The organism is Bifidobacterium breve DSM 20213 = JCM 1192, from assembly GCF_001025175.1.
GTDB classification, from domain to species: Bacteria; Actinomycetota; Actinomycetes; order Actinomycetales; family Bifidobacteriaceae; genus Bifidobacterium; species Bifidobacterium breve.
On the sequence record NZ_AP012324.1, the window covers coordinates 1,343,448 to 1,367,609 of the forward strand.

The 24,162-nt window shown below is 58.7% G+C and carries 16 protein-coding genes; 4 read left to right on the forward strand and 12 right to left on the reverse strand.

The features are described 5' to 3' along the window. Positions 1–74 precede the first annotated feature (74 nt). Entirely contained in the window at positions 75–779 is a 705-nt protein-coding gene (locus tag BBBR_RS11260) for a GNAT family N-acetyltransferase (protein WP_003830684.1), read from the forward strand. An 11-nt stretch (positions 780–790) separates the two neighbouring features. Here BBBR_RS11260 and BBBR_RS05865 read toward each other — a convergent pair whose 3' ends face one another. Then, positions 791–1,159: a hypothetical protein gene (locus tag BBBR_RS05865; RefSeq protein ID WP_003830683.1), complete on the reverse strand. Its 369-nt coding sequence runs from the start codon at positions 1,157–1,159 to the stop codon at positions 791–793. Further along, positions 1,159–1,425 carry a helix-turn-helix domain-containing protein gene (locus BBBR_RS05870; RefSeq protein WP_003830682.1) on the reverse strand — a complete coding sequence of 89 codons (267 nt, stop codon included), beginning with the start codon at positions 1,423–1,425 and terminating at the stop codon, positions 1,159–1,161. The genes BBBR_RS05865 and BBBR_RS05870 overlap by 1 nt, the downstream gene beginning before the upstream one ends. Before the next feature lie 611 nt (positions 1,426–2,036). Between BBBR_RS05870 and BBBR_RS05880 the strand changes: the two genes are divergently transcribed. Further along, positions 2,037–2,570, forward strand: coding sequence for a peptidylprolyl isomerase (locus BBBR_RS05880; protein WP_032738358.1), 534 nt, complete (start codon positions 2,037–2,039; stop codon positions 2,568–2,570). A gap of 100 nt (positions 2,571–2,670) precedes the next feature. Here the strand turns inward: BBBR_RS05880 and BBBR_RS05885 are convergent, their stop codons facing one another. The 3 genes from BBBR_RS05885 to BBBR_RS05895 form a co-directional block, all read right to left on the reverse strand. Next, on the reverse strand, positions 2,671–4,995 hold the full coding sequence (locus BBBR_RS05885) for a RelA/SpoT family protein (protein ID WP_025341798.1): 2,325 nt from the start codon (positions 4,993–4,995) through the stop codon (positions 2,671–2,673). A 93-nt stretch (positions 4,996–5,088) separates the two neighbouring features. Then, positions 5,089–5,565 carry a dUTP diphosphatase gene (dut, locus tag BBBR_RS05890; RefSeq protein WP_003830677.1) on the reverse strand — a complete coding sequence of 159 codons (477 nt, stop codon included), beginning with the start codon at positions 5,563–5,565 and terminating at the stop codon, positions 5,089–5,091. After that, the gene (locus BBBR_RS05895; protein ID WP_003830675.1) at positions 5,565–5,858 is read right to left on the reverse strand and encodes a DUF4193 domain-containing protein; all 294 of its coding nucleotides are present in this window, start codon (positions 5,856–5,858) and stop codon (positions 5,565–5,567) included. Before BBBR_RS05895 ends, dut begins: the two co-directional genes overlap by 1 nt. Before the next feature lie 151 nt (positions 5,859–6,009). On the opposite strand from BBBR_RS05895, the gene sepH reads away from it, so the two are divergent. Next, on the forward strand, positions 6,010–7,083 hold the full coding sequence (sepH, locus tag BBBR_RS05900; protein ID WP_003830671.1) for a septation protein SepH: 1,074 nt from the start codon (positions 6,010–6,012) through the stop codon (positions 7,081–7,083). Positions 7,084–7,188: 105 nt separating this feature from the next. On the opposite strand, the gene BBBR_RS05905 is transcribed toward sepH, so the two are convergent. After that, positions 7,189–8,451 carry an alkaline phosphatase family protein gene (locus tag BBBR_RS05905; protein ID WP_003830669.1) on the reverse strand — a complete coding sequence of 421 codons (1,263 nt, stop codon included), beginning with the start codon at positions 8,449–8,451 and terminating at the stop codon, positions 7,189–7,191. A gap of 231 nt (positions 8,452–8,682) precedes the next feature. On the opposite strand from BBBR_RS05905, the gene BBBR_RS05910 reads away from it, so the two are divergent. Further along, positions 8,683–11,403 (forward strand): DNA gyrase/topoisomerase IV subunit A, encoded by a 2,721-nt coding sequence (locus BBBR_RS05910; protein ID WP_003830667.1) that lies wholly within the window; start codon positions 8,683–8,685, stop codon positions 11,401–11,403. A gap of 87 nt (positions 11,404–11,490) precedes the next feature. Here the strand turns inward: BBBR_RS05910 and BBBR_RS11140 are convergent, their stop codons facing one another. The 6 genes from BBBR_RS11140 to BBBR_RS05940 form a co-directional block, all read right to left on the reverse strand. Continuing rightward, positions 11,491–11,694, reverse strand: coding sequence for an SGNH/GDSL hydrolase family protein (locus tag BBBR_RS11140; protein WP_223261712.1), 204 nt, complete (start codon positions 11,692–11,694; stop codon positions 11,491–11,493). A gap of 528 nt (positions 11,695–12,222) precedes the next feature. After that, entirely contained in the window at positions 12,223–13,182 is a 960-nt protein-coding gene (locus BBBR_RS05920) for a hypothetical protein (RefSeq protein ID WP_003830665.1), read from the reverse strand. Between the two features lie 885 nt (positions 13,183–14,067). Beyond that, a complete protein-coding gene (locus BBBR_RS05925) occupies positions 14,068–19,119 on the reverse strand; it encodes a DEAD/DEAH box helicase (RefSeq protein WP_032738357.1) in 5,052 nt (1,683 codons plus the stop codon). Between the two features lie 194 nt (positions 19,120–19,313). Beyond that, a complete protein-coding gene (locus tag BBBR_RS05930; protein ID WP_003830660.1) occupies positions 19,314–20,306 on the reverse strand; it encodes a ribokinase in 993 nt (330 codons plus the stop codon). A 43-nt stretch (positions 20,307–20,349) separates the two neighbouring features. Further along, a complete protein-coding gene (locus BBBR_RS05935; protein ID WP_003830659.1) occupies positions 20,350–21,558 on the reverse strand; it encodes an MFS transporter in 1,209 nt (402 codons plus the stop codon). A gap of 166 nt (positions 21,559–21,724) precedes the next feature. Further along, positions 21,725–24,076 (reverse strand): DNA gyrase/topoisomerase IV subunit B, encoded by a 2,352-nt coding sequence (locus tag BBBR_RS05940; RefSeq protein ID WP_003830658.1) that lies wholly within the window; start codon positions 24,074–24,076, stop codon positions 21,725–21,727. Positions 24,077–24,162: the final 86 nt, after the last annotated feature.

The following is a 24,162-nucleotide window of genomic DNA, read 5'->3' on the forward strand; positions in this document are numbered from 1 at the left end:
CACCGCCCGTCCCCGACGCTCCAACATCGGGAACGGGCATTTTTTATCGATTGCAGAGAAAGAGAGAATTCCAAATGAGATCAGACCATCGCACCACCTCCCTCAACGAACCTGATATTCGTCCGGCGCGAAACCACGCCGAGGCAGAGGAAATCGGAAGTCTCCTGCTCGAAGAAATCGCGCATCCAGGATTCATTCCTGGACCAGAGTTCGTCTGGCAGGGTCAAGGCTTTCTCAGGCCGACGCTCATAGGCGCATGGTCCCAGAACCGCTTGGTAGGTGGTGCCTCGCTCAGTCCATACATGGAACACACCAAGGCCTTTTTGGGGATTGGTCGAGCAGACGCAGCGAAGGCGGTCGCACGGCTGATAGCTGAAACTGACGGCATTGCCGTCAGACCCGACCATCGGTGCGAAGGCGTCGGACGAAAGATCAAGCTGTTCTGCGACTCCTTCGCGGCACAGCACCACGCTGCGATCATGGTCTCCGTCACCACCAACGAAGCAGCGGCAGGCCTCAACCACGAAGCGGGCCACATCGTCTTTGAACGGTGCGACGGCCTCGTCATCAAATACGTAGACACGGTCGGCGAGCCACTCATATGGCTTCATGACCTGGATGGGACGATCCCCGAAGCGGCATGGTCCGTCTCCGTACTCGGCAAAACGTATGGACCGACCATAATCGTCGGTGAGCAACGGGCCATACGGCGTGGAAACGCTGACAAGGACATCCAGTGGGTTTTCGCCGTTGACGCGGCGGGCCACACTGTCGCATGACATTTCGTTGCTCATGACGCCCTCCCCTCGGTCAACAGCAGGCCCGCCACCATCCGTTCGCGGGCGGAGAGCTGTGCATCGACCTCCCGGAAGGCATGCGTGTAGACATGCGTGGGGCGGAGCCAGGAGTCGGCCAGTCCGCGGGTCTCGCCGCGGCGCAGGGCGCGCACGGCGCAGGCCGGGCAGAGCTCCAAAATCTCCGTGTCGCCCGGGACGCAGTAGTTGCGCCAGCCGTTACGGGCGAAATAAGCGTCGCGGGCAGCCGAATCGTAGTCGTCCCAGAACGTGCTCCAGACCATTGTGTGGCAGCCATCGCACACCGTGACGCAATCCCACCGGCTGTCCGGCCATTCGGACTGTTCGTAGATTCCACCAGCCATCACGCCACCTCCTCATGATCAGCATCAAACCCCAGCAAATAGTCGGTAGACACATGGAAGTGCTCGGACAACACAACGATGTCTGAAGTTGTCCAGCCAATGCGTCCCAAGAGTTTTCCATTCGCCGAAGTTTTCGATAAACCAAGCAATGAACCGAGTTGGGCACAAGTAAGTCCCTCATCCTTTACCAGAGCACTTATTCTTTGGGTCACTACATTCATAGTTCTTTCTTCCTGACTTGGTTCATTTTTACTGTACTTCAGCATAGCGTACAGTTTGACTGAACGCAAATCGTATGAGACACTTAATTAAGAAATTCTGAACCATTTTGGGAAGTGATCATATGTCCACATCGGAAGTCTCACCAGAAACACCTTTGGATAAAGGACAACGTGCTGAAGCGGCGATCCCGACCAACGTGAGAGTCTATCTAGGACTAAGCGGAAAAACACAAAAAGCACTTGGAGAAGCTTTGGGCATTACCAAAAGTGCTATGTCCATGAAGATGTGCGGCAAAGTTGGATGGTCAGTAAGCGATCTTGTAACGACCGCCGATTTTCTAGGTGTCACGCCGAGCGCCCTAATGGATGACACAATTCTCAGCAAAGCCGAGGCTGGATATGCAAAATCGGCCGAGTATGGAGTTTTTGCCGAGAAGCCAGGTGCTTTGGTAGGTGCTGGCTCCCCCAGGTTCCTTGTCAGTCCCTTCAACCCCGACGCCCCGATCGAGGGCAGAATCTCGGGTGCTGCTAAAGGCGCCTTGGCTGGTTTCGTGCCATCCGGGGTCCCGTCCGGCTCGAGTTTCCCGTCCATGCCCTCAAAGCATGACGGGATTGGGGTTCCCGGCCGGTCTCAAGCCCATGAGACACTTAAGACCATGACTACCGTAATCATGCGCACCTCTGAGGGCGATATCACCATCGACCTGTTCGACGACAAGGCCCCGAACACCGTGGCCAACTTCCTGGGCCTCGCCACCGGCGAGAAGGAATGGGCCGACCCGTACACCGGTCAGCCTTCCCACGGCAAGTTCTACAACGGTCTGACCTTCCACCGCATCATCAAGCAGTTCATGATTCAGGGTGGTTGCCCGCTCGGCACCGGCGGCCCTGGCTACGAGTTCGACGATGAGATCGATCCGAGCCTGAAGTTCGACAAGCCGTATCTGCTGGCCATGGCCAACGCTGGTCTGCGCCGCGGTATGGACGGCAAGGTGCACGGCACCAACGGCTCCCAGTTCTTCATCACCACCGTGCCGACCCCGTGGTTGGATGGCCACCACACCATCTTCGGTGAAGTTGCTGATGACGCTTCCAAGAAGGTTGTCGACAAGCTCGAGGCCGTCGAAACCGATCCGATGGATCGCCCGCTCGAGCCGGCCGTGATCCTCTCCGTGGACGTGGCTGAGTAAGACCCACCACAACCGACAACAAAGCCCTCTGATCGATTCCAATCAGAGGGCTTACTCGTTCTTGGCTCCCCTCTGGAGGGGAGCCAGAGTACGGTACGGACTACTTCATCTTGCGCATACGCGGCTCAGCGGACTCCTTGGCACCGGTCAGACGGTACACGTCAAACACGCCATCGATTTTGCGCACGGCGGCCAGCAACGTGTTGAGGTGCTGCGGATCGGCCATTTCGAAGCTGAACTGGCTGGTGGCCACACGGTCGGAACCCGTGGCGATCGTTCCGGAGATGATATTCACGCCATGATCGGACAGCACGCGTGTCACGTCGGACAACAGGTTGCGACGATCCAAGGCCTCGACCTGGATCTTGACCATGAACAGACCTTTGGTGCTGGTCCATTCGACCTCGACCACGCGCTCGGGCTGCTTGTTCTTCAGATCGATCATGTTCTGGCAATCGGTACGATGCACGGACACGCCCTGATTACGGGTGATGAAGCCGATGATCTGATCTCCCGGCACCGGCATGCAGCAACGAGCCAATTTGACCCACACGTCGCCCACGCCCTTGACGGACACTCCGGTAGAGCTGCTGGAGCTCTTACGCTCAACAGGCTTCAGAGGCAGGGCTTCCTGCTCGACTTCCTCATCGACCTCGTCGGCCCCGGCATCCTTGACCAGATGCGAGATGACGTTCTGCGTGGAGATCTGCCCATCACCGATGGCGGCGAACACAGCGTCGGCGTTCGGGAAATTGAGGTCGTCGGCCACACCGATCAGTGCCTCGGTGGTCAGCAGCGCATTGACCGGCAGGTTACGCTTGCGCATAGCGCGGGTCAGTTCGTCGCGGCCTTCCTCAATGGCCTCGGTACGACGTTCCTTCGAGAACCATTGGCGGATCTTGTTTCGTGCCTTCGGGCTCTTGACGAAGCTCAGCCAGTCGCGCGAAGGACCGGCAGTATCGGACTTGGAAGTCAGGATCTCCACCGTATCGCCGTTATCAAGCGTGGTGTCGAGCGGCACCAAACGCCCGTTGACACGCGCGCCCATGGTGCGGTGGCCCACTTCGGTATGCACGGCATAGGCGAAATCAACCGGTGTGGCATGAGCCGGCAAGGAGACGATCTTGCCCTTCGGCGTGAACACATAGACCTCGGACGAGCCAAGATCCTCTTTCAAAGAGCCCAAGAATTCGTTGGAATCCGGGGTTTCGCTGGTCCAATCGGCGAGCTGCTGAATCCACTTGAGGTTATCGGCCTCGGACAGCTCCTGATTGTTCACATCGCGCTTGCGGTCGGACTTGTCTGGCGAGCTCAGGGCACGACCGGCCTGGCCGTTCTCCTTGTACTTCCAGTGCGCGGCGATACCGAATTCGGCACGACGGTGCATGTCCCACGTACGGATCTGGATTTCGACCGGCTTACCGCCGGGGCCGACCACCGTGGTGTGCAACGACTGGTACATGTTGAGCTTCGGCATGGCGATGTAATCCTTGAACCGGCCGGGAACCGGATTCCACCGCGCATGCACGGCACCAAGCGCCGCATAGCAGTCCTGAATGGTATCGACGATGATACGTACACCTACCAGATCGTAGATGTTCGCGAAATCATGGCCGCGCACGATCATCTTCTGGTAGATGGAGAAGTAGTCCTTCGGGCGTCCGGTGACGTATGCCTTGATGTTCTGCTCGTCCAGATCCTCGTTGATTTCGGCCAGAATCTGCTTCAAGTACACGTCACGCTGGCCAGCCCGACGAGCCACCAACACCACGATCTCGTTGTAGATCTTCGGGTAGAGTACCTTGAAGCTCAGTTCCTCGAGCTCCGTCTTGATGGCGTTCATACCCAGACGGTTGGCCAGCGGCGCATACACGTCGAGGGTTTCGCGCGCCTTCTTCTGGGCGGAGGTGGTCTTCACGTATCGCCAAGTGCGGGCGTTGTGCACACGATCGGCGAGCTTGACCACCAAGGTGCGCACGTCACGGCTCATGGCCACCACGAGCTTGCGGATGGTTTCGGCCTGGGCCGAGTCTCCCACTTCGAGCTGGCTCAACTTGGTGACGCCGTCAACCAGACCGGCCACAGTATCGCCGAACTCGGCACGGCACTGATCCAGTGTGTAGTCCGTGTCCTCCACAGTGTCATGCAACAGACCGGCCGCCACCACGATCGGGCCCATGCCCAGATCGGCAAGAATCTGGGAAACGGCCAATGGGTGGATGATGTACGGCTCGCCGGACTTGCGGCGCTGAGCGGAATGCTGGATGACGGCACGCCGATAGGCGCGATCGAGGATGGACAAATCCTCTCCAGGGTGATGAGCCTTGCACACCTGTTTGATTGGTTCAAGCGGATTAAGCGGATCAGCACTGATCTCGCATCCCAGCTTACGGGCGGCATACTGCTCGCCATCGATCTCCGACATGCCAGTCACCTCCCTCATATGACACTCATTGTAGCCGTGTATCGGGGTTGACTGCGTGTTGGCAATCGCATCCAGACCCCGCCTACGGTTGAATCAGGACGCCACTCCCGTGGATCCGAATCCCCGTTCCGCCCTGTCTGAGCCGGGCAAGGTCTCGGCGGGGATGAATCGGGCTTCGACATAGCGCTGGATGACCATCTGGGCGATGCGGTCGCCCGGGTGGAAGACGGCGGTATGCTCCGGGTCGAGATTGATCAGCGGCACTTTGATCTCGCCACGATATCCGGCATCGACGGTGCCGGGCGCGTTGAGCACGGTGACGCCTTGCTTGGAGGCAAGGCCGGAGCGCGGATGGACCAGTGCCACATATCCTGCGGGCAGGGCTATAGCCACACCGGTGGGAACCAGTGCACGCTCAAACGGTTTCAGGGTCACGTCAACGGTGGTGATCAGGTCGGCGCCGGCGTCGCCCGCATGGGCGTAATGCAGCCGGGCCGGGTGCTCGGGGTCAAGGCTTTTGACCAGGACCTCGGTGGACTCAGGCTCATTGTAGGTCTCGTCAAACGCCATCAGGCGGCGCACTCCTCACACACCGGCTGGCCATCCTCGTCGGTGTAGGCGAGCTGGCTGCGGTGCTTGACCAGGAAGCACTGGGAGCAGATGAACTCGTCACCCTGCATGGGGATAACGGTCACCGAGGAGTCCTCGTTGCTCAGATCGGCACCCGGCAGTTCGTAATCCTCGGCAATGGCGTTCTCATCATCGTCGATGTCGCTCGAGGTATTCTGCGCGGACTTTCCCAGAGCCTGCAGCGATTCCTCGTCCTCGTCCTTGTTACGGGGGGAATCATAATCCTGAGCCATTATGGTCCTTTCGTCGTCTACCGTTGGCGTTCGCGCGGTTTCGCCGCGTTGTACTCGCCCATAGGATACATGATTTGAAATACTTGTAAAGTTCGACACGTGGGGCATACTGGGAATAAGTAATGTCTTTGCGACGGAAAGTGGTGTGCATATGCCTAAGGATCGGCTCGAGAAGGCCCGTTTCGAGCGCGTAAGCGAAACGGGGGACCTCGTATTCTCCTTGGGAGGCCGTCAGTTCGCCGTCAGCTTGGACGACACGCTCGAACGGGCGATTCTCGAGGCCAAGCAGATTCGCAGCGAACAGCAGCAGCCGGAACAGCCCCATGAGCAGTCCACACTTCCCATCTCGCAGATCCAGTCGCTGATTCGTGCGGGCGCCGACCCGTCCCGCGTGGCGGAACGCTACGGACTGAGCACAACGCTGGTACGGCGTTTCTCCGCCGCGGTGGAAACCGAAAAACAGTATGCGATCGAACAGTTCCTGACGGTGCCCGCTCCGAAGGACAGCAAGGTGCGCACCATCAATGAGCTGGTCGAACGCACTTTGGCGGCGGCGTCCATCGGCATGGAGTCGGTGACCTGGAAATCCACCCGCCGTGGGCTGGAACCATGGCATATCGTGGCGATTTTCACTTCCGCCGGACGTGAGATCCACGCCGAATGGACCTGGAACATGCACGACAATTCCGTGGTCTGCCTGAACAATGCCGCACGCAAGCTGCTCGGCGAGCAGAATCCGAGGACCGAGAACGCAGGCGGCGCAAAGGCTTCGCCGGAACCTGCGCTGCCGGGCGATTCCGTCCGTTCGGCGCGTATCGAGCGTGCCGTGTCTGCATGGGCCGCGCCAAAGCCGTCTGCTCCGCAGACCCGTCCGGCGTCCTCGAATCCGGTGACCTCCACCGGCTCGATGCCTCCGATCGATCTCTCCGCCTCCGGGTCCATGCCGCCGGTCAAGCTTTCCGCACCGGTTTCGACCGGTGCCGCGAGTACGCAGACGCCGCCCGATGACGGCCGGATTCCGGCTGCCCAATCCGATGCCCCGATCCATGACGAAGTCACCTCCGATTCCGGTGCGGCGCCAGTGGAAACCGGCAAAGCCGCAAAAAAGGAACAGACCGCAGCACCCGCCAAAGCAGCTCCGGCGGAACCCGCTGCGAAGCCGTCCAGAAGGAAGTCGGGACGCTCGGCGGTGCCCAGCTGGGATGAGATTCTGTTCGGCGACTGATTATTCGCTATATCTGGCATAGCCGGATATAGCCGCCTGACGATACGACTCTTTTCCCCGGAATCATATGACTATGCCATGTCGATATCGGTCAGACGATATCGGTCAGGCGACGTCAATCAAACAGGGAATATCCATCTCCATCATCGTCTGCGACCCATGCACGCTAGGCAAATGGGTGGCCTTATCCCCCTGAGTACGCGAATCCACGAATGTGGCCGCGCCGGCAGCCTGTACCATCACGTCGCCGAGGATCGGCCGAATACGTTCCGATACAGGGCCGAACAGCCCATCGGCACATGCCTGTTCCTTGGTACGCACCAACGCCGCGTCCCCCAAGCGGTCACGCCAGCGATCGGCTATGGCGTCCGGTGATTCGCCGGGTTCGGCGTACAGCATCAGAGAGCGCGGCTCTCCCCCCACCAGTTCCACGCCATGGATCAGCGAAGGCTCCGTCGCGATGTCGAGCCGCTGATCCATGTCGGTCTGCACCATGCCATGGTCGGCGATGATGACGATCAAGGTGCCGGCTGACGCGCTACGTTTCAATAATGCAAGCTGTGCGTCGATGTGTTCGAAAGCCGCCACCCAATGCTCGGAATCCCAGCCGTAATTGTGACCCACCTTGTCCGCGTCACGGATATACAGATAGGTCAGGCCGGGCCTCCTGGCGGCGCGTGCTGCGGCGAGCACGCGATCACGCGGGGTGACATTGGCCTGATAATCAGTGCCGCGCAAGGCTGCCTCGGTCAGTGGAGAGCCGGCAAATTTGGGCAGTCCGGAACTGGTGACGCGCACCTCCTGACGGCGAAGCTTCTCGAACACGGTCTGTTCACGTTGCAAATCATGAGGATCGACCATGGGAGGGGTGGTGATTCTTGGATTGACGGGTTTGGGCGCCAGTGCATCCTTGAATTGGATGAGTTGGATGAGCTTGTGGTTGTTCGGCTCCAGCTGCGTGTATCCGGCCATACCGGTCAATCCCGGGCAGGTGCCGGTGCCGAACGTGGCCATGGCGGCTACGGTGGTGCTGGGCGCGCAGGTCGCGATGGGACGCTGGTTGGCGCTCTCGTTCATCAGCGAGCGCAGGTAGGGTGCATGGCCGAGGCGCATGGCGAGATTCCAGTAGCCAAGTCCGTCCACGAGCACCACGATGGCCGATGTGGCGTCAGGCAGCCCGAGGGCTTTTTTGCAGGCTTGGGGATCGGCGTGGACCTTGGTCGAGATCGGATGACCAATGGCGGCGGAAAGAGCCGGCAATACGGCGGAAAGGTGCAGCGCTCCCCCACGGCCCGCAGCTGTGTCCCCATAAGTCACTGTGGGCACCAATCGCAGCAATTCGTCCATATCCGGCGTCTCAACACTCATAATTGCTCATTATAGGGCTCACAGAAAACCGTGCCCCATCGCAAAAGTGTGAGCCAAACGCACAATATCAATCAATCGCACATAAGTCATTGTGCTGAAGTTCCGCCATTTTTCGTCGTCTTATGTGCGATTGGACTGGCCGAGCACTCACACTTTTCCTATTGAGAACCATTCGCTGCGCGCCGTTTCGCGACCTGACGCTAATATAGGGCGAGTTCGAAAGGGAGTTTCATGGCATCACACCGCAAACCGTCCGCGCAAACCTATGATCCGCGTACGGTCAAGGAGCATATCGTCGAGACGCCGCTGAACGAGGAGATGAGCAAGTCCTTCCTCGAATATGCGTATTCGGTGATCTACGCGCGAGCCCTGCCCGATGCGCGCGACGGCCTGAAGCCGGTGCAGCGCCGCATCGTCTACCAGATGGGCGAGATGAACCTGACCCCCGACCGCCCGTACATGAAGTCCGCCCGCGTGGTGGGCGAGGTGATGGGCAAGCTCCACCCGCACGGTGATTCCGCAATCTACGAGGCCATGGTGCGTTTGGCCCAGCCATTCGCGATGCGTTTGCCGCTGGTGGACGGCCACGGTAACTTCGGTTCCTTGGACGACGGCCCGGCAGCCTCCCGTTATACCGAGGCTCGACTCGGCCCGGCAGCTCTCGGCATGAACGCGGATATCGACGAAGACACCGTTGACTTCACGCCGAACTACGACAACAAGCTCAAAGAGCCGACCGTATTGCCGGCCGCAATTCCGAACCTGCTGGTCAACGGCGGTTCGGGCATCGCCGTAGGCATGGCCACCAATCTGGCCACGCATAATCTCGGCGAAGTGGTGAATGCTGCAAAGTTCCTCATGGCTCACCCGGATGCCACGCTTGAACAGCTGATGCGCTATGTTCCGGGCCCCGACTGGCCCACCGGAGGTACGATCATCGGCCGCGACGGCATTCGCGAGGCCTACGCCACCGGCCGAGGCACGCTCACCACGCGCGCCGCCACCCATATCGAGCATGTCACAGCCCGCAAGCAGGCCATCGTGGTCACCGAGCTGCCGTACATGGTAGGTCCGGAAAAGGTGATCGAGCGTATTTCCGACGGTGTGAAGAACCGCAAGCTGGAGGGTATCTCCGGCGCGTTCGACCTGACCGATCGTCATAACGGCACACGTATCGTCATCGAGATCAAGACCGGTTTCGATCCGCATGCGGTGCTCGTCCAGCTGTTCAAGCACACGCCGTTGCAGGACAACTTCGCCATGAATAACGTGGCGTTGGTGGACGGCCGTCCGCACACGATGGGCTTGAAAGAGATGCTGCAGGTATGGGTTGATCACCGTCGCGTGGTGATTCGCCGCCGTAGCGAATACCGCAAGAAGAAAGCCCTGGAACGCCTGCACCTGGTCGAGGGACTACTCCTGGCCATGCTGGACATCGACGAGGTAATCCAGGTGATCCGCACTTCGGATGATGCGGATGCCGCGAAGACCCGTTTGATGGCCGTATTCGATCTAGACGAGGTCCAGGCCCAGTACATTCTGGATCTGCGTCTGCGCCGATTGACCAAGATGAACCGCATCGAACTTGAGGCCGAGCGTGACGATTTGAAGAAGCGCATCGAGGAGCTCACCCGCATTCTGGCCTCCGCCGAAGCGCTCGACCATGTGGTCACCAGCGAAATGGATGAGGCCGTCGATAAGTGGGGATCGCCGCGTCGCACCGTGCTGTTGGACGCCGATCCCGACGGCACGTTGACGCCGGTCGTGGCACAGGGTTCCGGCACTTCCGGAATTTCGAAATCCGCGCTGGAGGCTGTGAAGTCCGCCACCACCATTTCCTCCGCCGAGGCCGATGTGGCTGCCGCCGCTGCGGCCGCCAAGAAGACCGGCGAACAGTCCGCTTTGACCGGAGCCCTGAAGATCGAGGACGAGCCGTGCGTGGTGATGATGAGCGCCACGGGCCTGATCGCCCGTACCACGCCGAGCGCCATGGATGTGTTCAACTCACGTTCCGCGTCCGACGAACGTCTGCACGATGATCAAATCACCACGATTTTCCGGACTTCCACCCGCGCCACCTATGGTCTGGTCACCTCGGCCGGACGCCTGGTGCTGGCACATGTGGTCGATCTGCCGGCCTTGCCGGCGTCCGCCACGCTTTCTCTGCAGGGCGGAGTCCAGGCCGACGACCTGATCAGCATGACCGAATCCACCGACCCCGTACGCGGGGAACGAGTGGTGACCGCAATCGCCATGGAGCAGTCGGCCGATAACGGCGAAAACGGCGGCGACGGCGAAACCACGGCGGAGGCCAAGCCGCTGCCGTCGCTGGCCATCGGCACCCGCAACGGTGTGGTCAAGCGTTGGAACCGAGAAGCTCCTACCACCATGGATTCCTGGCCGGTCATCGACGTGAAGGACGGGGACGAAGTGGTGTTCGCCGCCGTGGCTGAGAATGACGACCGTCTGGTGTTCGTTTCCTCTGATTCCTCGCTACTCACCTTCGATGCGAAGAACGTGCGCCCGCAGGGCCGCACGGCCGGCGGCATGGCCGGTATCAAGCTCGCCGAGGGTGCTCATGTGATGGCCTTCAATGTGGTGCCCGCCGGCAAGGTGGCTTGGACCTACGAGGAAGGCGAGAACGGTCTGACTTCGGGTGCGGGCGCGGTAGTGCTCACCGTGGCCGGGGATGAGGATGCTCTGCCCGGTACCGAAAACGGCGCCGCCAAGGTGACTCCGCTGGAGATGTATCCCACCAAGGGTCGTGCCACCGGTGGCGTGCGTTCCCAGCGCTTCCTCAAGGGCCAGAACACGCTGATTCTCGCCTGGGTGGGCCCCTATCCGCTGCACGCCTCCACATCCGCCGGCTCCCCGGTCGAGCTTCCCAAACCCGACATGCGCCGCGACGGTTCCGGCGTGGACCTCGCATCCCCCATCGCGTTTATCGCATAGGAATGCTCACAATGAGGCGGGTCCACCGTTTCTGGTTCCGCCTCATAACTTTTCCAAATTCAACGCAGTAAGTGACAACCCGGTTTATTACGGCCGAATCACACGACCCATACGTTCCGCAATCAGGCCGGCGATGACATCGTATCCCCGCTGATTTGGATGAATGGTGTTACCGTACAGTACCCTTCGCTGATTGAAATTCGACGCATAATCGAGGAATCTCCAGCCTTTGTCCTGGCACATCCGTTGGTAGCGTTCGTTTAGTTGCTCGACCGCGTGGTTCAATTCCATAAGAGTCCTCATGTTGAAACGAGTCATGATTGGCTGCTCGAGCGCGAATTCCGGGACGGAAAGAATAGTAACGTCCAATCTCGGCTGAAGCGCAATAGACTCTTCTATGATTCCCCTCATCCGAGCTGCCACGGTCCATATGTCTGATAGTCGACAGTGCTGGCACCGCAATATCCGCAGTTGACGACGTTGATGCCCAGTCGTTCCCCCACTTGCTCGGGCCATGGACGGTGAACAGCCTACCGGCGACTTTGATATTCAATTCGCCTTCCCTGATGTAGGCAAGCATGAAATTATCCATTGATCGGTGACGAAGCGAATAGCCAGGAAGATATGACAGAGAGCCGGCAATCAAAGGATACAGGAATGTATCCTTTACCTCATTGTTCGGGGAGGCCAGATAATAAGTCGATTCCGTGGAATCAAATCCTGAGCCGCTCATTCTCATGAATATGAGTGTATCAGCGTCTCATCAATCGCACTGGATCGTTCTGCCGCAATGATTCTGACAGATACTGCGTTTTCTCATTATGAGCGCAATGGTATGCCTGCCATACGGAGTTTATGCAAGAGTGGGGTACGCTTCATCACTTCGTCGAATCCGAAACGCACGATGGCACTGACTCCGCCTCGCTTCAGACCTTCTTCGCGAATGCGCTCGTCAGCAACGACTTCTCTCACACCTTTGTTATCCGTCATTTCTGGGTCGACGTATTTGCGGGTTCCATCATATTCGCCCACGATCATGCGACCATCTTCAAGCCGCCACAGAAAATCAACACGATATGCCATGCCGGTTTGGGGGTCGATAATGGTCTGCTGTAATTCGGGAATCTTGTATCCGCCTTCGAGGATGGTGCCACGTGTCAATGATTCGCCGCCATTTTCACTGGTAGGATCAGCATAATGCAACAACCGCAGCGCCGCAGTGCAATCGCGTTGCATACTGGCGCATATGCCGATGATGTCGTTAATAGCAACGCCCCGACGCAATGCCGAGTCGACAATGGGCAGTGCATAGCGGAATTCAAGAGTCAGCGCGCAATCCACCACTGTTCGTGCTTCACTGGTCACGGCAACACCATCAATATGCCGTATATCCGTCTGCTGGCTTTTCGGTATGAACAATCGCCGTATTCGTCCGTTACCGGTATCACTTCCCTGAGTATGTGTGGCAATGGTTATTGTGCCGTCATGCAGTAACCATTGATGTTCGAACCCGTGAAGATTTGCGGCGGTCAGACCGGCAAACACCCAGTGACCATGGCGGAGTCCCAATGTGCGCGCAATATGAGCGGACTTCTCGGCAGGGTTCAGCGACTTCCAAAAGTCAGGTTTCACAAACAGGCCGGGGAATACCCGTTCAAGCTCCTGTGCAGAAGCCCGTCTTTCCAATGCGCTTCGCTCTGCTTTGGTTCTGCCGAATGCACAACGACGCTCCTGTTGCGACACTTCCAATAATGTTTCCACTGCTTTGTGATGCTTCATAATATCGACGATATGCAATGATGCACTATTCCAGAAACCCGAACAGGTAATGTGGTTCCAGCTTCCTTTGGTCCCGTCTGGTTATCCGACGAAGACAATATCTCATACCGTTTTTGCAATATGGCAGTGTCGGTTTTTCTCAAATCGCTCACGCCCGGATGCATTCGTTATCGTCTTTCCCCTGCAACTAATTCGCAATTCGTGACTGGACGAAATCCATCATCTTTTGTTGATCGCATCCGACCGAAGTCCACCACCCGGTGCCGATCTCGATTCATTTGCGATCATTTCAATAGAGCGGAACAGAGAGGTATCGCAGTTTTGCCCTGCTAAGCTCACTTCATCGAGGCGAATCGGATATCCCAACCACGAAATTCCCCTCATGGGAAATCCAAACGAGGCAACACCAAGATGGCAGTCGTACTATTGCCCCGTTCCAGATACCTTATCGAGGCCCTGATAAGGCTGGAATCACGAAATTGCCCTACTGACGACATCTAAGCAAGGCAACGGCAAGAGAGCTATCAACATTCTGCCTCGCTCACTCATCTCAGCAAAGCAATTCCAAGACCGCCATCACGGTGCAACCCCACTAAAGCCATACCAACAAGACGATTCCAAGACCGCCATCATGGCATTGCCCCGCTGAAGTCATCCCAACAGGGACAATCCCAAAACCGCTATCACGATGCCACCCCACTAAGGCTTTTTGGCGAAGTGACACCCAGACCGCCATCGCAATGTCGCCCCGCTGAGCCAGCCATGGAAAGATACAATCCTCGACAAAATAATGCACGATGCCATAATTCCCACGACAATGCGGCGTAGTAGACCGCATGCATCCATCCAGTACAGCCGCATGCCTCAATGCGACCACATGATGTCTCAGTACAACCGCATACCTTGTGGCACGGGGATGAATCCGGCCTGATGAAGAATGCGGGCGAAGGGATGTCGGGCATTGAGAGGCTCGCCATTCATATCGCTGAAAGTTACGGTGCCATTGCCGCTGCGTTTGAGGGCATATGCGAGTTCTGTGGCCGCCTTGCGTAACTGTTCATCATTCGTCATGCCGAAATCAGGGGAAGTCTCAAAAGCTGACTCGGTAGAAGAGACACCACCCTCAGTCAGCCCATTAGACGCTGCACCAGTTTCAATCGACCCAGCGGAAACGACACCGACATCGGCAGATCGCTGGAATGCGGTCAAATGCTTGGCTTTGGCGGCTGCATAGAGCAACGCACCTTGCGACCCAAGTACGACTACAGCTCCGGCACGGCGTACAGGCCTGCCTGCACTTACTGGCACATCAGGCCAACCGATTGCCGAACCACTGAGGTTCGCGGGATCAAGTACGCTCACGGCCACCACGGATTGGCTGCGATGCTCCGACGGATGTCTCAGCTCATCCACCGTGTCGCTTTCGGCGAATTGCGCCGCGCCGAAGCCATGTATGAACATGCCACGCACCAGTCGTCCATGTTCCTCCATGCGTTTCAATATCGGATAGACGGCCGAATAACCACCCGGGATATCTTCCTTGTCGATCAGCGGCTGTGCGATCACGCCGTAGCGGTCCAACAATGTTTCGACTAATGCGAGCGCACGCTCCGTCGACTCGTCCTCCCCCATACCGGGAACAGCCGACCATAGGCCGCCCAACGTCATATCCGCAGAGGCACGACGAATTGGTGTCACGCGACCGCGGCGACGCAAGGTCGAAGCCTTGCGAGAGCCACCAGTTCCCGCAGTCAGCGCACGCACAGGTGCAAAACTGGAATTGCTGATTCTGCCTTGCCACACCAGACTCCACAAGGCGTCCTTGAATTGCCGTTCGCTCCACTCCTGCGGGATAATCTCGCCGGTATCTGGGTTGATGTCCGGCTCGGAGGTCTCATTCCAGACGCGCTTGGCGGCATCTGCCAGCTGACGGGCATGAAATGCGCCGCCCGAAGTCAACGCCGTCATTATCGATTCAGGCATGGTCTCGCTATCGCCATCAGCCGATGCATCCGGCTTGGAGTCGAACCGTCCGGAGGATGCGGCACCTGCCGAAAGTTCCGAGGCCTCGGTATCGCCAAGCAGTACCGAATCCGCGGGATGGAAGGCGATCTCTCCGGGCTCCAAGGCACCGGTGCCGCCGGCTTTGGACCCCACCCACACCACATCGCCACCGGTAAGAAGTTCGTCCAGCATCGACGGTTGATAGTCACGCACGCGAGCGGGGAATATCGCGGTCTCCCAGAGACCAGCCGGCAGCGCGACACCCTCCAGCTGCTCGATGACACGCATGAGCCCATCCGCACCCTCGTATCGCTCACCGCCGACCGGACCGATGCCCTGCCTGTCGATAAGGAACATTTGGAAGGCTTCCGGTTCCACTGGCCGCACTGCCTTGCGTGCCTTGTCCAATGACCGCGAACGAATACGACGGAACACGTCCTTATGAAGCCATTGCTGTTCGCTCCCGCTGGCGGGAGCTGTCGACGGAGTCGACTGAGGGCGACCCTTCTCCGGATATGGACCACCCTCAGTCCGCTTCGCGTCCAGTTCCCGCCAGCGGGAGCATGAAGTGGAGTCCACGAAATGACCTTGGAGAAGGTCCCCTTTGGCGGCCAACTCGTCCAATGCATGTACGACGCTTGCGGCGTCAAGATGCAGGTAGGCGATGATCTGATCTGCGGTGAACGGACCATGGGTTTTCGCGTAACGGGTCACTCGCCCGGTCACGTCATCGGCGGCAAGTTCGTTCCAGAAAGTCCGCTTCTCCAGCTCCTGCTCAACTTCTCGGATCACATCAGGATTGAGCACCTTGGCCATGTCGGTGGTGCCGAGCAATCGCTCAAGCATCTGCGAGTCCAGGGACAGCAGTTGTGTGCTGCGCTCGGCCTGAGGCTGATCGTATTGGTACATCACCGTGCCCACGAAGCCGAAGAGGATATTCTCGGCGAACGGCGAAGGCGACTCGGTTTCCACGTCCTTCAAGGCGATGGTTCCGGAGTGCAATCCGGTCATCACCTCGTTCAGTGCGGGCATGTCGTAGACGTCCTGCAGGCATTCGCGCGCGGTCTCCAGAAGCAGCGGAAAGTTTTTGACCGTGCGTGCGGATTGCAGGAGTTGTGCGCCACGAAGACGCTGTTGCCAGAGCGGCACACGACGACCAGGATCGGAGCGGGGCATGAACAGTGAGCGTGCGGCGCATTCGCGGAATCTCGAGGTGAACAACACGGATTCGCCCACTTGGCGTTCCACGTCCGCCCTGAGATCTTCAGGGTCGAACAGGAATAGGTCACACGCGAGAATGTGTCCGTCGCCTTCCGGCAACTGCAGTACGATGCCGTCATCAGCGGCATATACCTGACCGTCAAATCCATAGCGTTGGCTGAGTCTGCGACTGATGGCCATGGACCAGGGTTCGTGGACGCGGCGGCCGAACGGGCTTAAGAGCACAATGCGCCAGCCACCATCTTCATCTCGGGTACGTTCCACGATAAGGGTCCGATCACTGGGGACCGCACCGGTGGCGGCCCGTTGTTCGGAAAGTAGACGGGCGAGGTTGGCGATGGCGTTAGAGTCGAGACCGTCTTGGTGGAGGCGGGTGAGGATTGCGTGGGTGAAGGTCGGAGTGCTCCTCCCCTCAGTCCGCTCCGCGGACAGCTCCCCTCGGAGAGGGAAGCCAGAATAGCCACCTTGCTCCATCACCAATCCGTCGGCGATTTCACGGGTGAAGCGGGCTATGGCGCGGCTGAAACCGTAGTCACGTCCAGCTCCCTCACCATGCCAGAACGGCAGTCGGGCGGTTCGTCCGGGCGCCGGAGTGACGACCACACGGTCGCGCGTAATGTCCTGAATCTGCCATGTGGAAGTGCCGAGTGTGATCACATCGCCGACACGCGATTCATAGACCATCTCCTCATCGAGTTCGCCCACACGGCGCTGCCCTTTGCCGGCATCCACCTCAGGCAATACCACGGTGTACAGGCCTCGATCAGGAATCGTACCGCCTGAAGTGACCGCCACTTTCTGCGAGCCAGGACGTGCCGAGATAAGACCGTTATCCCGATTCCACACCAGTCGCGGCCGGAAGGCGGAGAACTCCTCGGTGTTGTATTCGCCGGACATCATGCCGATCACCGCGTCGAACATGTCACGCGGCAAATCGGCAAACGGTGCCGACCGGCGCACGGTGACATACCAGTCGTCCGCTTTGAGGTCATGCATCACGGCGGCGGCCACGGTCTGCTGGGCAAGTACATCAAGCGGATTCTTCAATACGGCAAGCGGCTCGATATCGCCGGCGATCATGGACTCCAGACTGGCGGCGCCGGTAACGATCTGCTGGCGGGTCAACGGATAGAACAACGCATGCGAGACACCGCCCACCTGATGGTCGGCACGGCCCACCCGCTGCAAACCCGAGGAAACAGACAGAGGCGTGTCAATCTGAATCACCAGATCGACCGAACCCATATCAATGCCCAGTTCCAAGCTCGAGGTGGCCACCACACAACGCAATTCGCCGCGTTTGAGCCGTTCCTCGATCATCTTTCGTCGCTCTTTGGAGACCGAACCATGGTGGGCCATGGCGATGACGTCATCGCCTTCATGCGAGCCGACCAACATGGTGGTGGAACCGACCACCGCATCATAATGCGAGGCGAAACCCTCACGGCCTTCGGGCGACCCCATGTCCCGTACCAAGTCGGGATCGACTTCATGCCGGGTTTGTGCATAAAGGTCATTGAGCCGCGCAGTGAGCTTCTCGGCCACGCCACGCGAATTGACGAACACCAACGTGGTGCGATGTGCCAGAATCTCATCAAGCACGCTGCGTTCCACAACCGGCCAGATGGAGCCAGAAGTCCGGTCTCCGGCCGCACCGACCAGCACAGCGGAGTCAAAGGCGCCGCCTGTCGTACGCTCGCCCGACAACAGGGCGCCATCTCCACCAGCACCGGCTTCGCCGCCGACCAGCACGCCATTCCCACCCGCAGACAAACCGGAATCGCCCGTTTGCACGATTCCCTTGCGCTCCGCCAACCGTTGCATGGCCGGCGTAACACCGCTGATATGCGGAGTCGGACGTTCGGAGTCCACGCCGCCGACGCGCTGCTTGGCGTTCACAGATTGCAGATCGCGCATGTTTTCCAGTGGTTCGACCATACGCAGATCCATCGCGGGCCTGCCGCCGGGATTCACGATGGTAACCGGTCTGCCGCCTGTCAGAAAACGTGCGGCTTCTTCGGGCGGATTGACCGTGGCGGACAGCCCGATACGCTGCAGAAGAGGTTCATTACCGGAATCATCCGAAACCTTGGATTCGCCGTCATTGCGGTCCATCGCGTCGCGTCTGCGCGATTCGGCGACCAGGTTTTCCAACCGTTCAAGGCTCAATGCCAGATGCGAACCACGCTTGGTACCGGCCACCGCATGAATCTCATCGACAATTACCGTGTCGACGGTGCCGAGAATCCGCCCGGCCTTGGAAGTGAGCAGCAGATAGAGCGATTCGGGCGTGGTGACAAGGATGTCCGGCGGACGGGAGGCGATGCGCCGACGCTCCTGAGCAGTGGTGTCGCCGGACCGGTTGGCAACCGCGATTTTCGGCGCGGGCAGCCCCTGCGCCTCACATTGCGCAGCGATACCCTCCAACGGCTGTTCGAGGTTTTTGGCCACGTCGACTGCGAGCGCCTTCAATGGCGAAACATACAGCACACGCACGCCCGCACGCCGCGTACGAGACACGGTCATCAGCCGGTCAATGGCGGAAAGAAACGCGGCCAATGTTTTACCGGAGCCAGTAGGAGCGATGACCAATACGTTCCGTCCGGAATGGATCGCCGGCCATGCCTGAGCCTGTGCCTCGGTCGGCTGACCGAAGGCATGTTCGAACCACGCTTTGGTAGGTTCAGAAAACAGACTCAAGCTTTCGCACATATGTTCGATTATAGCGATGCGGGGAAACATCGTGAAGATTCCGGTTGGGAGTCCATTGCTCGCAGGCGGGGCCTGCGCATCTCTCCCTCACCCGCTTCACGGGAGCCCCTCGTCAGAGAGGGGGCAAAGGGAATCACATCATGACCGTCCTTTGTGAGGAATCAGTCTTATCACAGAGGGGAACCGATCGGGTCTCAGCTGAAGTATGCGATGACCTCGTCGGCGGTGCCGTAGGCGCTTTGGGCGCCGATCTTCGTGGCGGCATAGGCGGAAACATAGGAGCCGATCTGCGCGGACTGCAGCAGCGTATAGCCGGCGGCAAGCCCCGCAAGCACGGTGCCCATGAACGAGTCGCCGCAACCGGTGGTGTCCACCGCCTTGACTTGCGCTGCAGACACACGATGCCAACGGCCGTTTTCGATCACCACGGAACCGGATGCACCAAGCGTCACGATGGCGCGATCAAAGCCGTAATCCGTGAATCGTTCGGCGACTTCATACCAGTCGAGCGACTCCACATCGCCGTCCGGCAGCCCCAACAGCTGGGCCACTTCATGCTGATTGACCAGCAGGATATCGGTAACCTCCACCAGTTCATGGGGCAGCTCATCCATGAACGGCGAGTCGTTGAGCAGCACAGTCACACCGGCGTCATGCGCAGTCTGAGCGGCGGCGACCACGGTGGAAATCGGGCTTTCCAGGCACAGTCCCAGCACCGAGCAACCGGCGATGGTCAATCGATGCGACTGCACATAGCCCGCAGCCGCCTTGGAATTGGCTCCCGGAGAATAGACGATGGTGTTCTCTCCCTCGGCACTGACGGTGATCACCGTGGTGCCGCTGGGGCCTTCGACATGCAGGATATCGGCGGTGCCAACGCCGGCCTCGTCCAGTTTGCTCAGCAGGAAATCCGCATTGGCATCGTCGCCCACTGCACCCAGCAGCTGGACGTTCAAGCCGAGACGGGCTGCAGCGGACGCCTGATTTGCACCCTTGCCGCCGGGCATCACCTTCATGGCACCGCCCTGGACGGTCTCGCCCGGCTTGGGCAGTCGTTTAGTCGTCACTGTGTAATCGGCATTCATCGAACCAATTACGATTACCGAGCCCTGCGCATCCTTCAGCGCTTCCAGTCGTTCCCGTACGGGCTCCGGCATCTGTTCATGTTCTTCTTCACTTATCACCATGGGCTACAAGCATAGTAAGCGGAGAGCCCAAACGTGCACACGGTCAGCCGCGCAGCTTGCGCAGACGCTCATGCATAGCCACCATGAGCACCAACAGCACCAGCAAATACCATGGATACAGGCTGATGGTCACATACTGCGCGATGACGCCGAATAGCGGCGGCATCAGCAGCGATCCCACATAGGCACAGGCCATCTGCACGCCGACAATGGCCTGGGAATTATCCTCGCCGAAGTAGACGGGAGTCGAATGAATCACGCATGGGTATATGGGCGCACAGCCGAGGCCTACGATAATCAGCCCCGCAACCACACCAAGATGATGCGGCAACGGCACAAACATAACGAGGATACCGGCCAATACCAGTACCTGGCCGAGGCGGATCATAACCGGGTCCTTGAATCGCATGGTCAGGAAGCCGGAAAGCGCGCGGCCCACAGTAATGCCTACATAGAATAGGCTGGCCCAGCTGGCGGCGGTGATCTTATCGATACTGCTGTGCATCACCATGTAGCTGGAGGCCCATAGACCAGCTGTGGATTCGATGGCGCAGTAGCAGAAGAACATCACGAGGATTTCTTTGGCGCCGCGTATGGCCAGTACACCGGCAACGCCGAGGGGTTTACGCTCGGCGACCGTCTCTCCATCAGTGTTTTCGTCCGACTGCGCGGTTTCGCCGGATGATTCGCCGGCTGCGGCAATACCACGCTTCTTCCACAACGGCAGGCTGAACACCAAAATGACGGTCAGCATCACTTGCAGGATGGCGATGTACCGATAACCCCATGGCCAGCCTTGGCCTTGCGAAAGCGCATAGCCCATAATGTACGGCCCCACCGATGCGCCGACGCCCCACATGCAGTGCAACCAGCTCATATGCCGGCTTTCGTAATGAATGGCAACGTAGTTGTTCAACGCCGCATCAACGCCGCCTGCGCCAAGACCGTATGGTATGGCAATCAGCAACAACACCCAGTAATTCGGGGCGACGGAGAAGCCGGCCAAGGCCATTGCGGTCAGCGCCACGGAAACTGCAGTGACTTTGCCTGCGCCGAATTTCAACGTCATACGGTCCGAGAGCAACGCCGAGACGATGGTAAACATGGAAATCACCGCGGAAATGCCGCCCGCCCAAGATACCGGCACGTTCAGATCTTGGCTCATGGTGGGCCATGCCGACCCCAGCAGGGAATCCGGCAACCCCAAGCTGATAAACGCCACGTAGATGACGGCAAGCAGCAGACTGGCCATAACCCACTTCCTATCCCATAGACGACACTGGCTGTGATAACGATGTCATCAGTCTATCGAATAACTCATGGGCAACACGCATAAAACATATGACAACGTGCTCACCTCAAACGCCAATTACGGAAATTCTCGGTAAGCACGATGTCATTATCAGCGACGTCTTCGATCAGGTATCGATCTTGGAACGGTCGAAGTCATCGGCGTTATCCACGATGAACTGTTTGCGAGGCGGCACTTCATCACCCATCAACAGATTGAAGATCTCGGAAGCCTGGGCGGCGTCTTCCATGCGAATGCGGCGCAGCATGCGCGTGCGCGGATCCATGGTGGTGTCTGCCAGCTGATCGGCATCCATTTCGCCGAGACCCTTGTACCGCTGAATATCATCGTTGTAGCCGATGCGCTTCTTATCGAGGTCGGCCAGTTTGCCGGCCAATTCGTCATCGGAATACGTGTAGATGTATTCGCCCTTATGCGAGCCGGTCAGCGCGATACGGTGCAGCGGAGGCACGGCCGCATACACGTAACCATGTTCGATAAGCGGGCGCATATACCGGTAAAACAACGTCAGCAGCAGAATACGAATGTGCGCGCCATCCACATCAGCATCAGTCATCATGATGATCTTGTGATAACGCGACTGTTCGATGTCGAAGCTTTGGCCCGAACCAGCGCCCACCACCTGGATGATGGCCGCGCATTCCTTATTGGACAGCATCTGTGTGATCGAGGCCTTCTGCACGTTCAAGATCTTGCCTCGAATCGGCAGCAGCGCCTGAAAGCCGGCGTTGCGGGCGGCCTTGGCGGTACCGAGTGCGGAATCACCTTCGACGATGAACAGTTCGGCCACGTCGTCGTTGCCCGGCTGGCAGTCGGACAGCTTGGCCGGCATGGAAGCGGATTCGAGCGCGTTCTTGCGGCGCGTGACCTCTTTGGCCTTGCGCGACTGGATACGCGCGTGCATCTCGCCGACGATCTTCTCCAGCACGCGGGCGGACTGCTCCTTGTAGCCGCGCTTGGAACCGGTGATCATCTCGCCGAACTGCTTGTCGGTGAGCCTGGTGACGATCGGCTTGACCTGCGCGGTACCAAGCACATCCTTGGTCTGCCCCTGGAACTGCGGTTCTGCCACACGTGCGGTGACCACGGCCACGAGCCCGGCCTGGATGTCGTCACGCTCCACCTTCATGGCGGAGTCCTTGAGGTTCACCTTGAGCTTGCGGGCGTTGTCTTCCACGGCCTTGCGAATCTGCTTGGTGATAGCATTCATGAAGCCGTCCACGTGCATACCGCCGCCAGGCGTCTCCACGATGTTCACGAAACTCATGATCGTGGTGTCGTAACCATTCACCCAACGCAGGGCGATGTCTACGCCGCAAGTGCGTTCGATCTCCTGGGCATGCAGTTCGCCGCCCTCGCCCACGGCCTGGGTCTCTTCCTTGTAGGTGCCCTCACCCTGAATACGCCAGATATCGGAGATGGGCTCGCCTTTGGACAGGAAGTCCACGAAATCCTTGACGCCACCGGTGTGCAGGAATTCGACCGTACGCGGATGGGCAGGCTGTTCGCCAAAAGCGCCATCAACCACTTCAGTGGCGGATGACAGCGAGAAATCCTCCTCGTCCGGAGCCTCGGTGTCGCCGTCAACAGACGCATCGTCCGAAAGCTCGGCGAATCCGTCAAGTGGGGAGTCTTCGCCGGAGAATGACTCGGTTGCGTTAGCCGTTTCGTCCGCATTCAGTGATTCGGCTACGACTGCGACATCTTCGTTGGGCTCAGTGCCGACCGTATCGGCCCCGTTGGTTTTCGGCACATTCTCATCGACGATGGTGATTTTAAGACCGGGCACTAGGAAACTGGTCTGACGCACACGGTCGATGAGCTGCTCATATGAGAATTCAGCAGTTTTATTGAATATTTCCGGATCGTACCAGTAACGAATGCGGGTTCCGGTGGTCTTGGGCGAAACCTTGCCGATGATTTCCAGCTCGGTGGGCTTATTCTTACGGGTACGTTTGAACGGCGAGTCCGGAGATGGGTTGACTGGATCAGCGTCTGCGTATACGCCGGGATGCCCTTGATGGAAGGCCATGTGATGGGTTTTGCCGTCACGATCGACTTCCACATCAAGACGGGAACTCAATGCGTTGACCACAGAAGAGCCCACACCGTGCAGGCCACCGACCGCGTTATAGGACGAATTGCCGAACTTGGCGCCCGCGTGCAGCTTGGTCAGGACAACTTCCACGCCGGATAGCCCGGTTTTCGGTTCCTTATCGACCGGAATGCCTCGGCCGTTGTCTGCGACTTCCACCGATCCATCAGTGTGCAGAGTAACGACAATGTTGTTGCAAAAACCGGCCAACGCCTCATCGACGGAGTTGTCGATGATCTCCCACAGGCAGTGCATAAGACCCTGCGAGTCCGTGGTACCGATGTACATACCCGGACGCTTGCGTACCGCGTCCAGACCCTCAAGGACGGATAAATCCTTAGCGCCGTATTCTTCTTTGGGCATACAGTCCTATTTTCTAATAATTTGGCTCCCCTCTTCAGGGGAGCCTTCAACGGATGGCTCCGTCGTTTGACAGCCCTGTGGGCTGT

Excerpts from the sequence above, each read along its gene's own strand:
- BBBR_RS11260 (WP_003830684.1), top strand. The coding sequence starts at position 75 with ATGAGATCAGACCATCGCACCACCTCCCTCAACGAACCTGATATTCGT.
- BBBR_RS05865 (WP_003830683.1), bottom strand. The coding sequence starts at position 1,159 with ATGGCTGGTGGAATCTACGAACAGTCCGAATGGCCGGACAGCCGGTGG.
- BBBR_RS05870 (WP_003830682.1), bottom strand. The coding sequence starts at position 1,425 with ATGCTGAAGTACAGTAAAAATGAACCAAGTCAGGAAGAAAGAACTATG.
- BBBR_RS05880 (WP_032738358.1), top strand. The coding sequence starts at position 2,037 with ATGACTACCGTAATCATGCGCACCTCTGAGGGCGATATCACCATCGAC.
- BBBR_RS05885 (WP_025341798.1), bottom strand. The coding sequence starts at position 4,995 with ATGTCGGAGATCGATGGCGAGCAGTATGCCGCCCGTAAGCTGGGATGC.
- dut (WP_003830677.1), bottom strand. The coding sequence starts at position 5,565 with ATGGCGTTTGACGAGACCTACAATGAGCCTGAGTCCACCGAGGTCCTG.
- BBBR_RS05895 (WP_003830675.1), bottom strand. The coding sequence starts at position 5,858 with ATGGCTCAGGATTATGATTCCCCCCGTAACAAGGACGAGGACGAGGAA.
- sepH (WP_003830671.1), top strand. The coding sequence starts at position 6,010 with ATGCCTAAGGATCGGCTCGAGAAGGCCCGTTTCGAGCGCGTAAGCGAA.
- BBBR_RS05905 (WP_003830669.1), bottom strand. The coding sequence starts at position 8,451 with ATGAGTGTTGAGACGCCGGATATGGACGAATTGCTGCGATTGGTGCCC.
- BBBR_RS05910 (WP_003830667.1), top strand. The coding sequence starts at position 8,683 with ATGGCATCACACCGCAAACCGTCCGCGCAAACCTATGATCCGCGTACG.
- BBBR_RS11140 (WP_223261712.1), bottom strand. The coding sequence starts at position 11,694 with ATGGAATTGAACCACGCGGTCGAGCAACTAAACGAACGCTACCAACGG.
- BBBR_RS05920 (WP_003830665.1), bottom strand. The coding sequence starts at position 13,182 with ATGAAGCATCACAAAGCAGTGGAAACATTATTGGAAGTGTCGCAACAG.
- BBBR_RS05925 (WP_032738357.1), bottom strand. The coding sequence starts at position 19,119 with ATGTGCGAAAGCTTGAGTCTGTTTTCTGAACCTACCAAAGCGTGGTTC.
- BBBR_RS05930 (WP_003830660.1), bottom strand. The coding sequence starts at position 20,306 with ATGGTGATAAGTGAAGAAGAACATGAACAGATGCCGGAGCCCGTACGG.
- BBBR_RS05935 (WP_003830659.1), bottom strand. The coding sequence starts at position 21,558 with ATGGCCAGTCTGCTGCTTGCCGTCATCTACGTGGCGTTTATCAGCTTG.
- BBBR_RS05940 (WP_003830658.1), bottom strand. The coding sequence starts at position 24,076 with ATGCCCAAAGAAGAATACGGCGCTAAGGATTTATCCGTCCTTGAGGGT.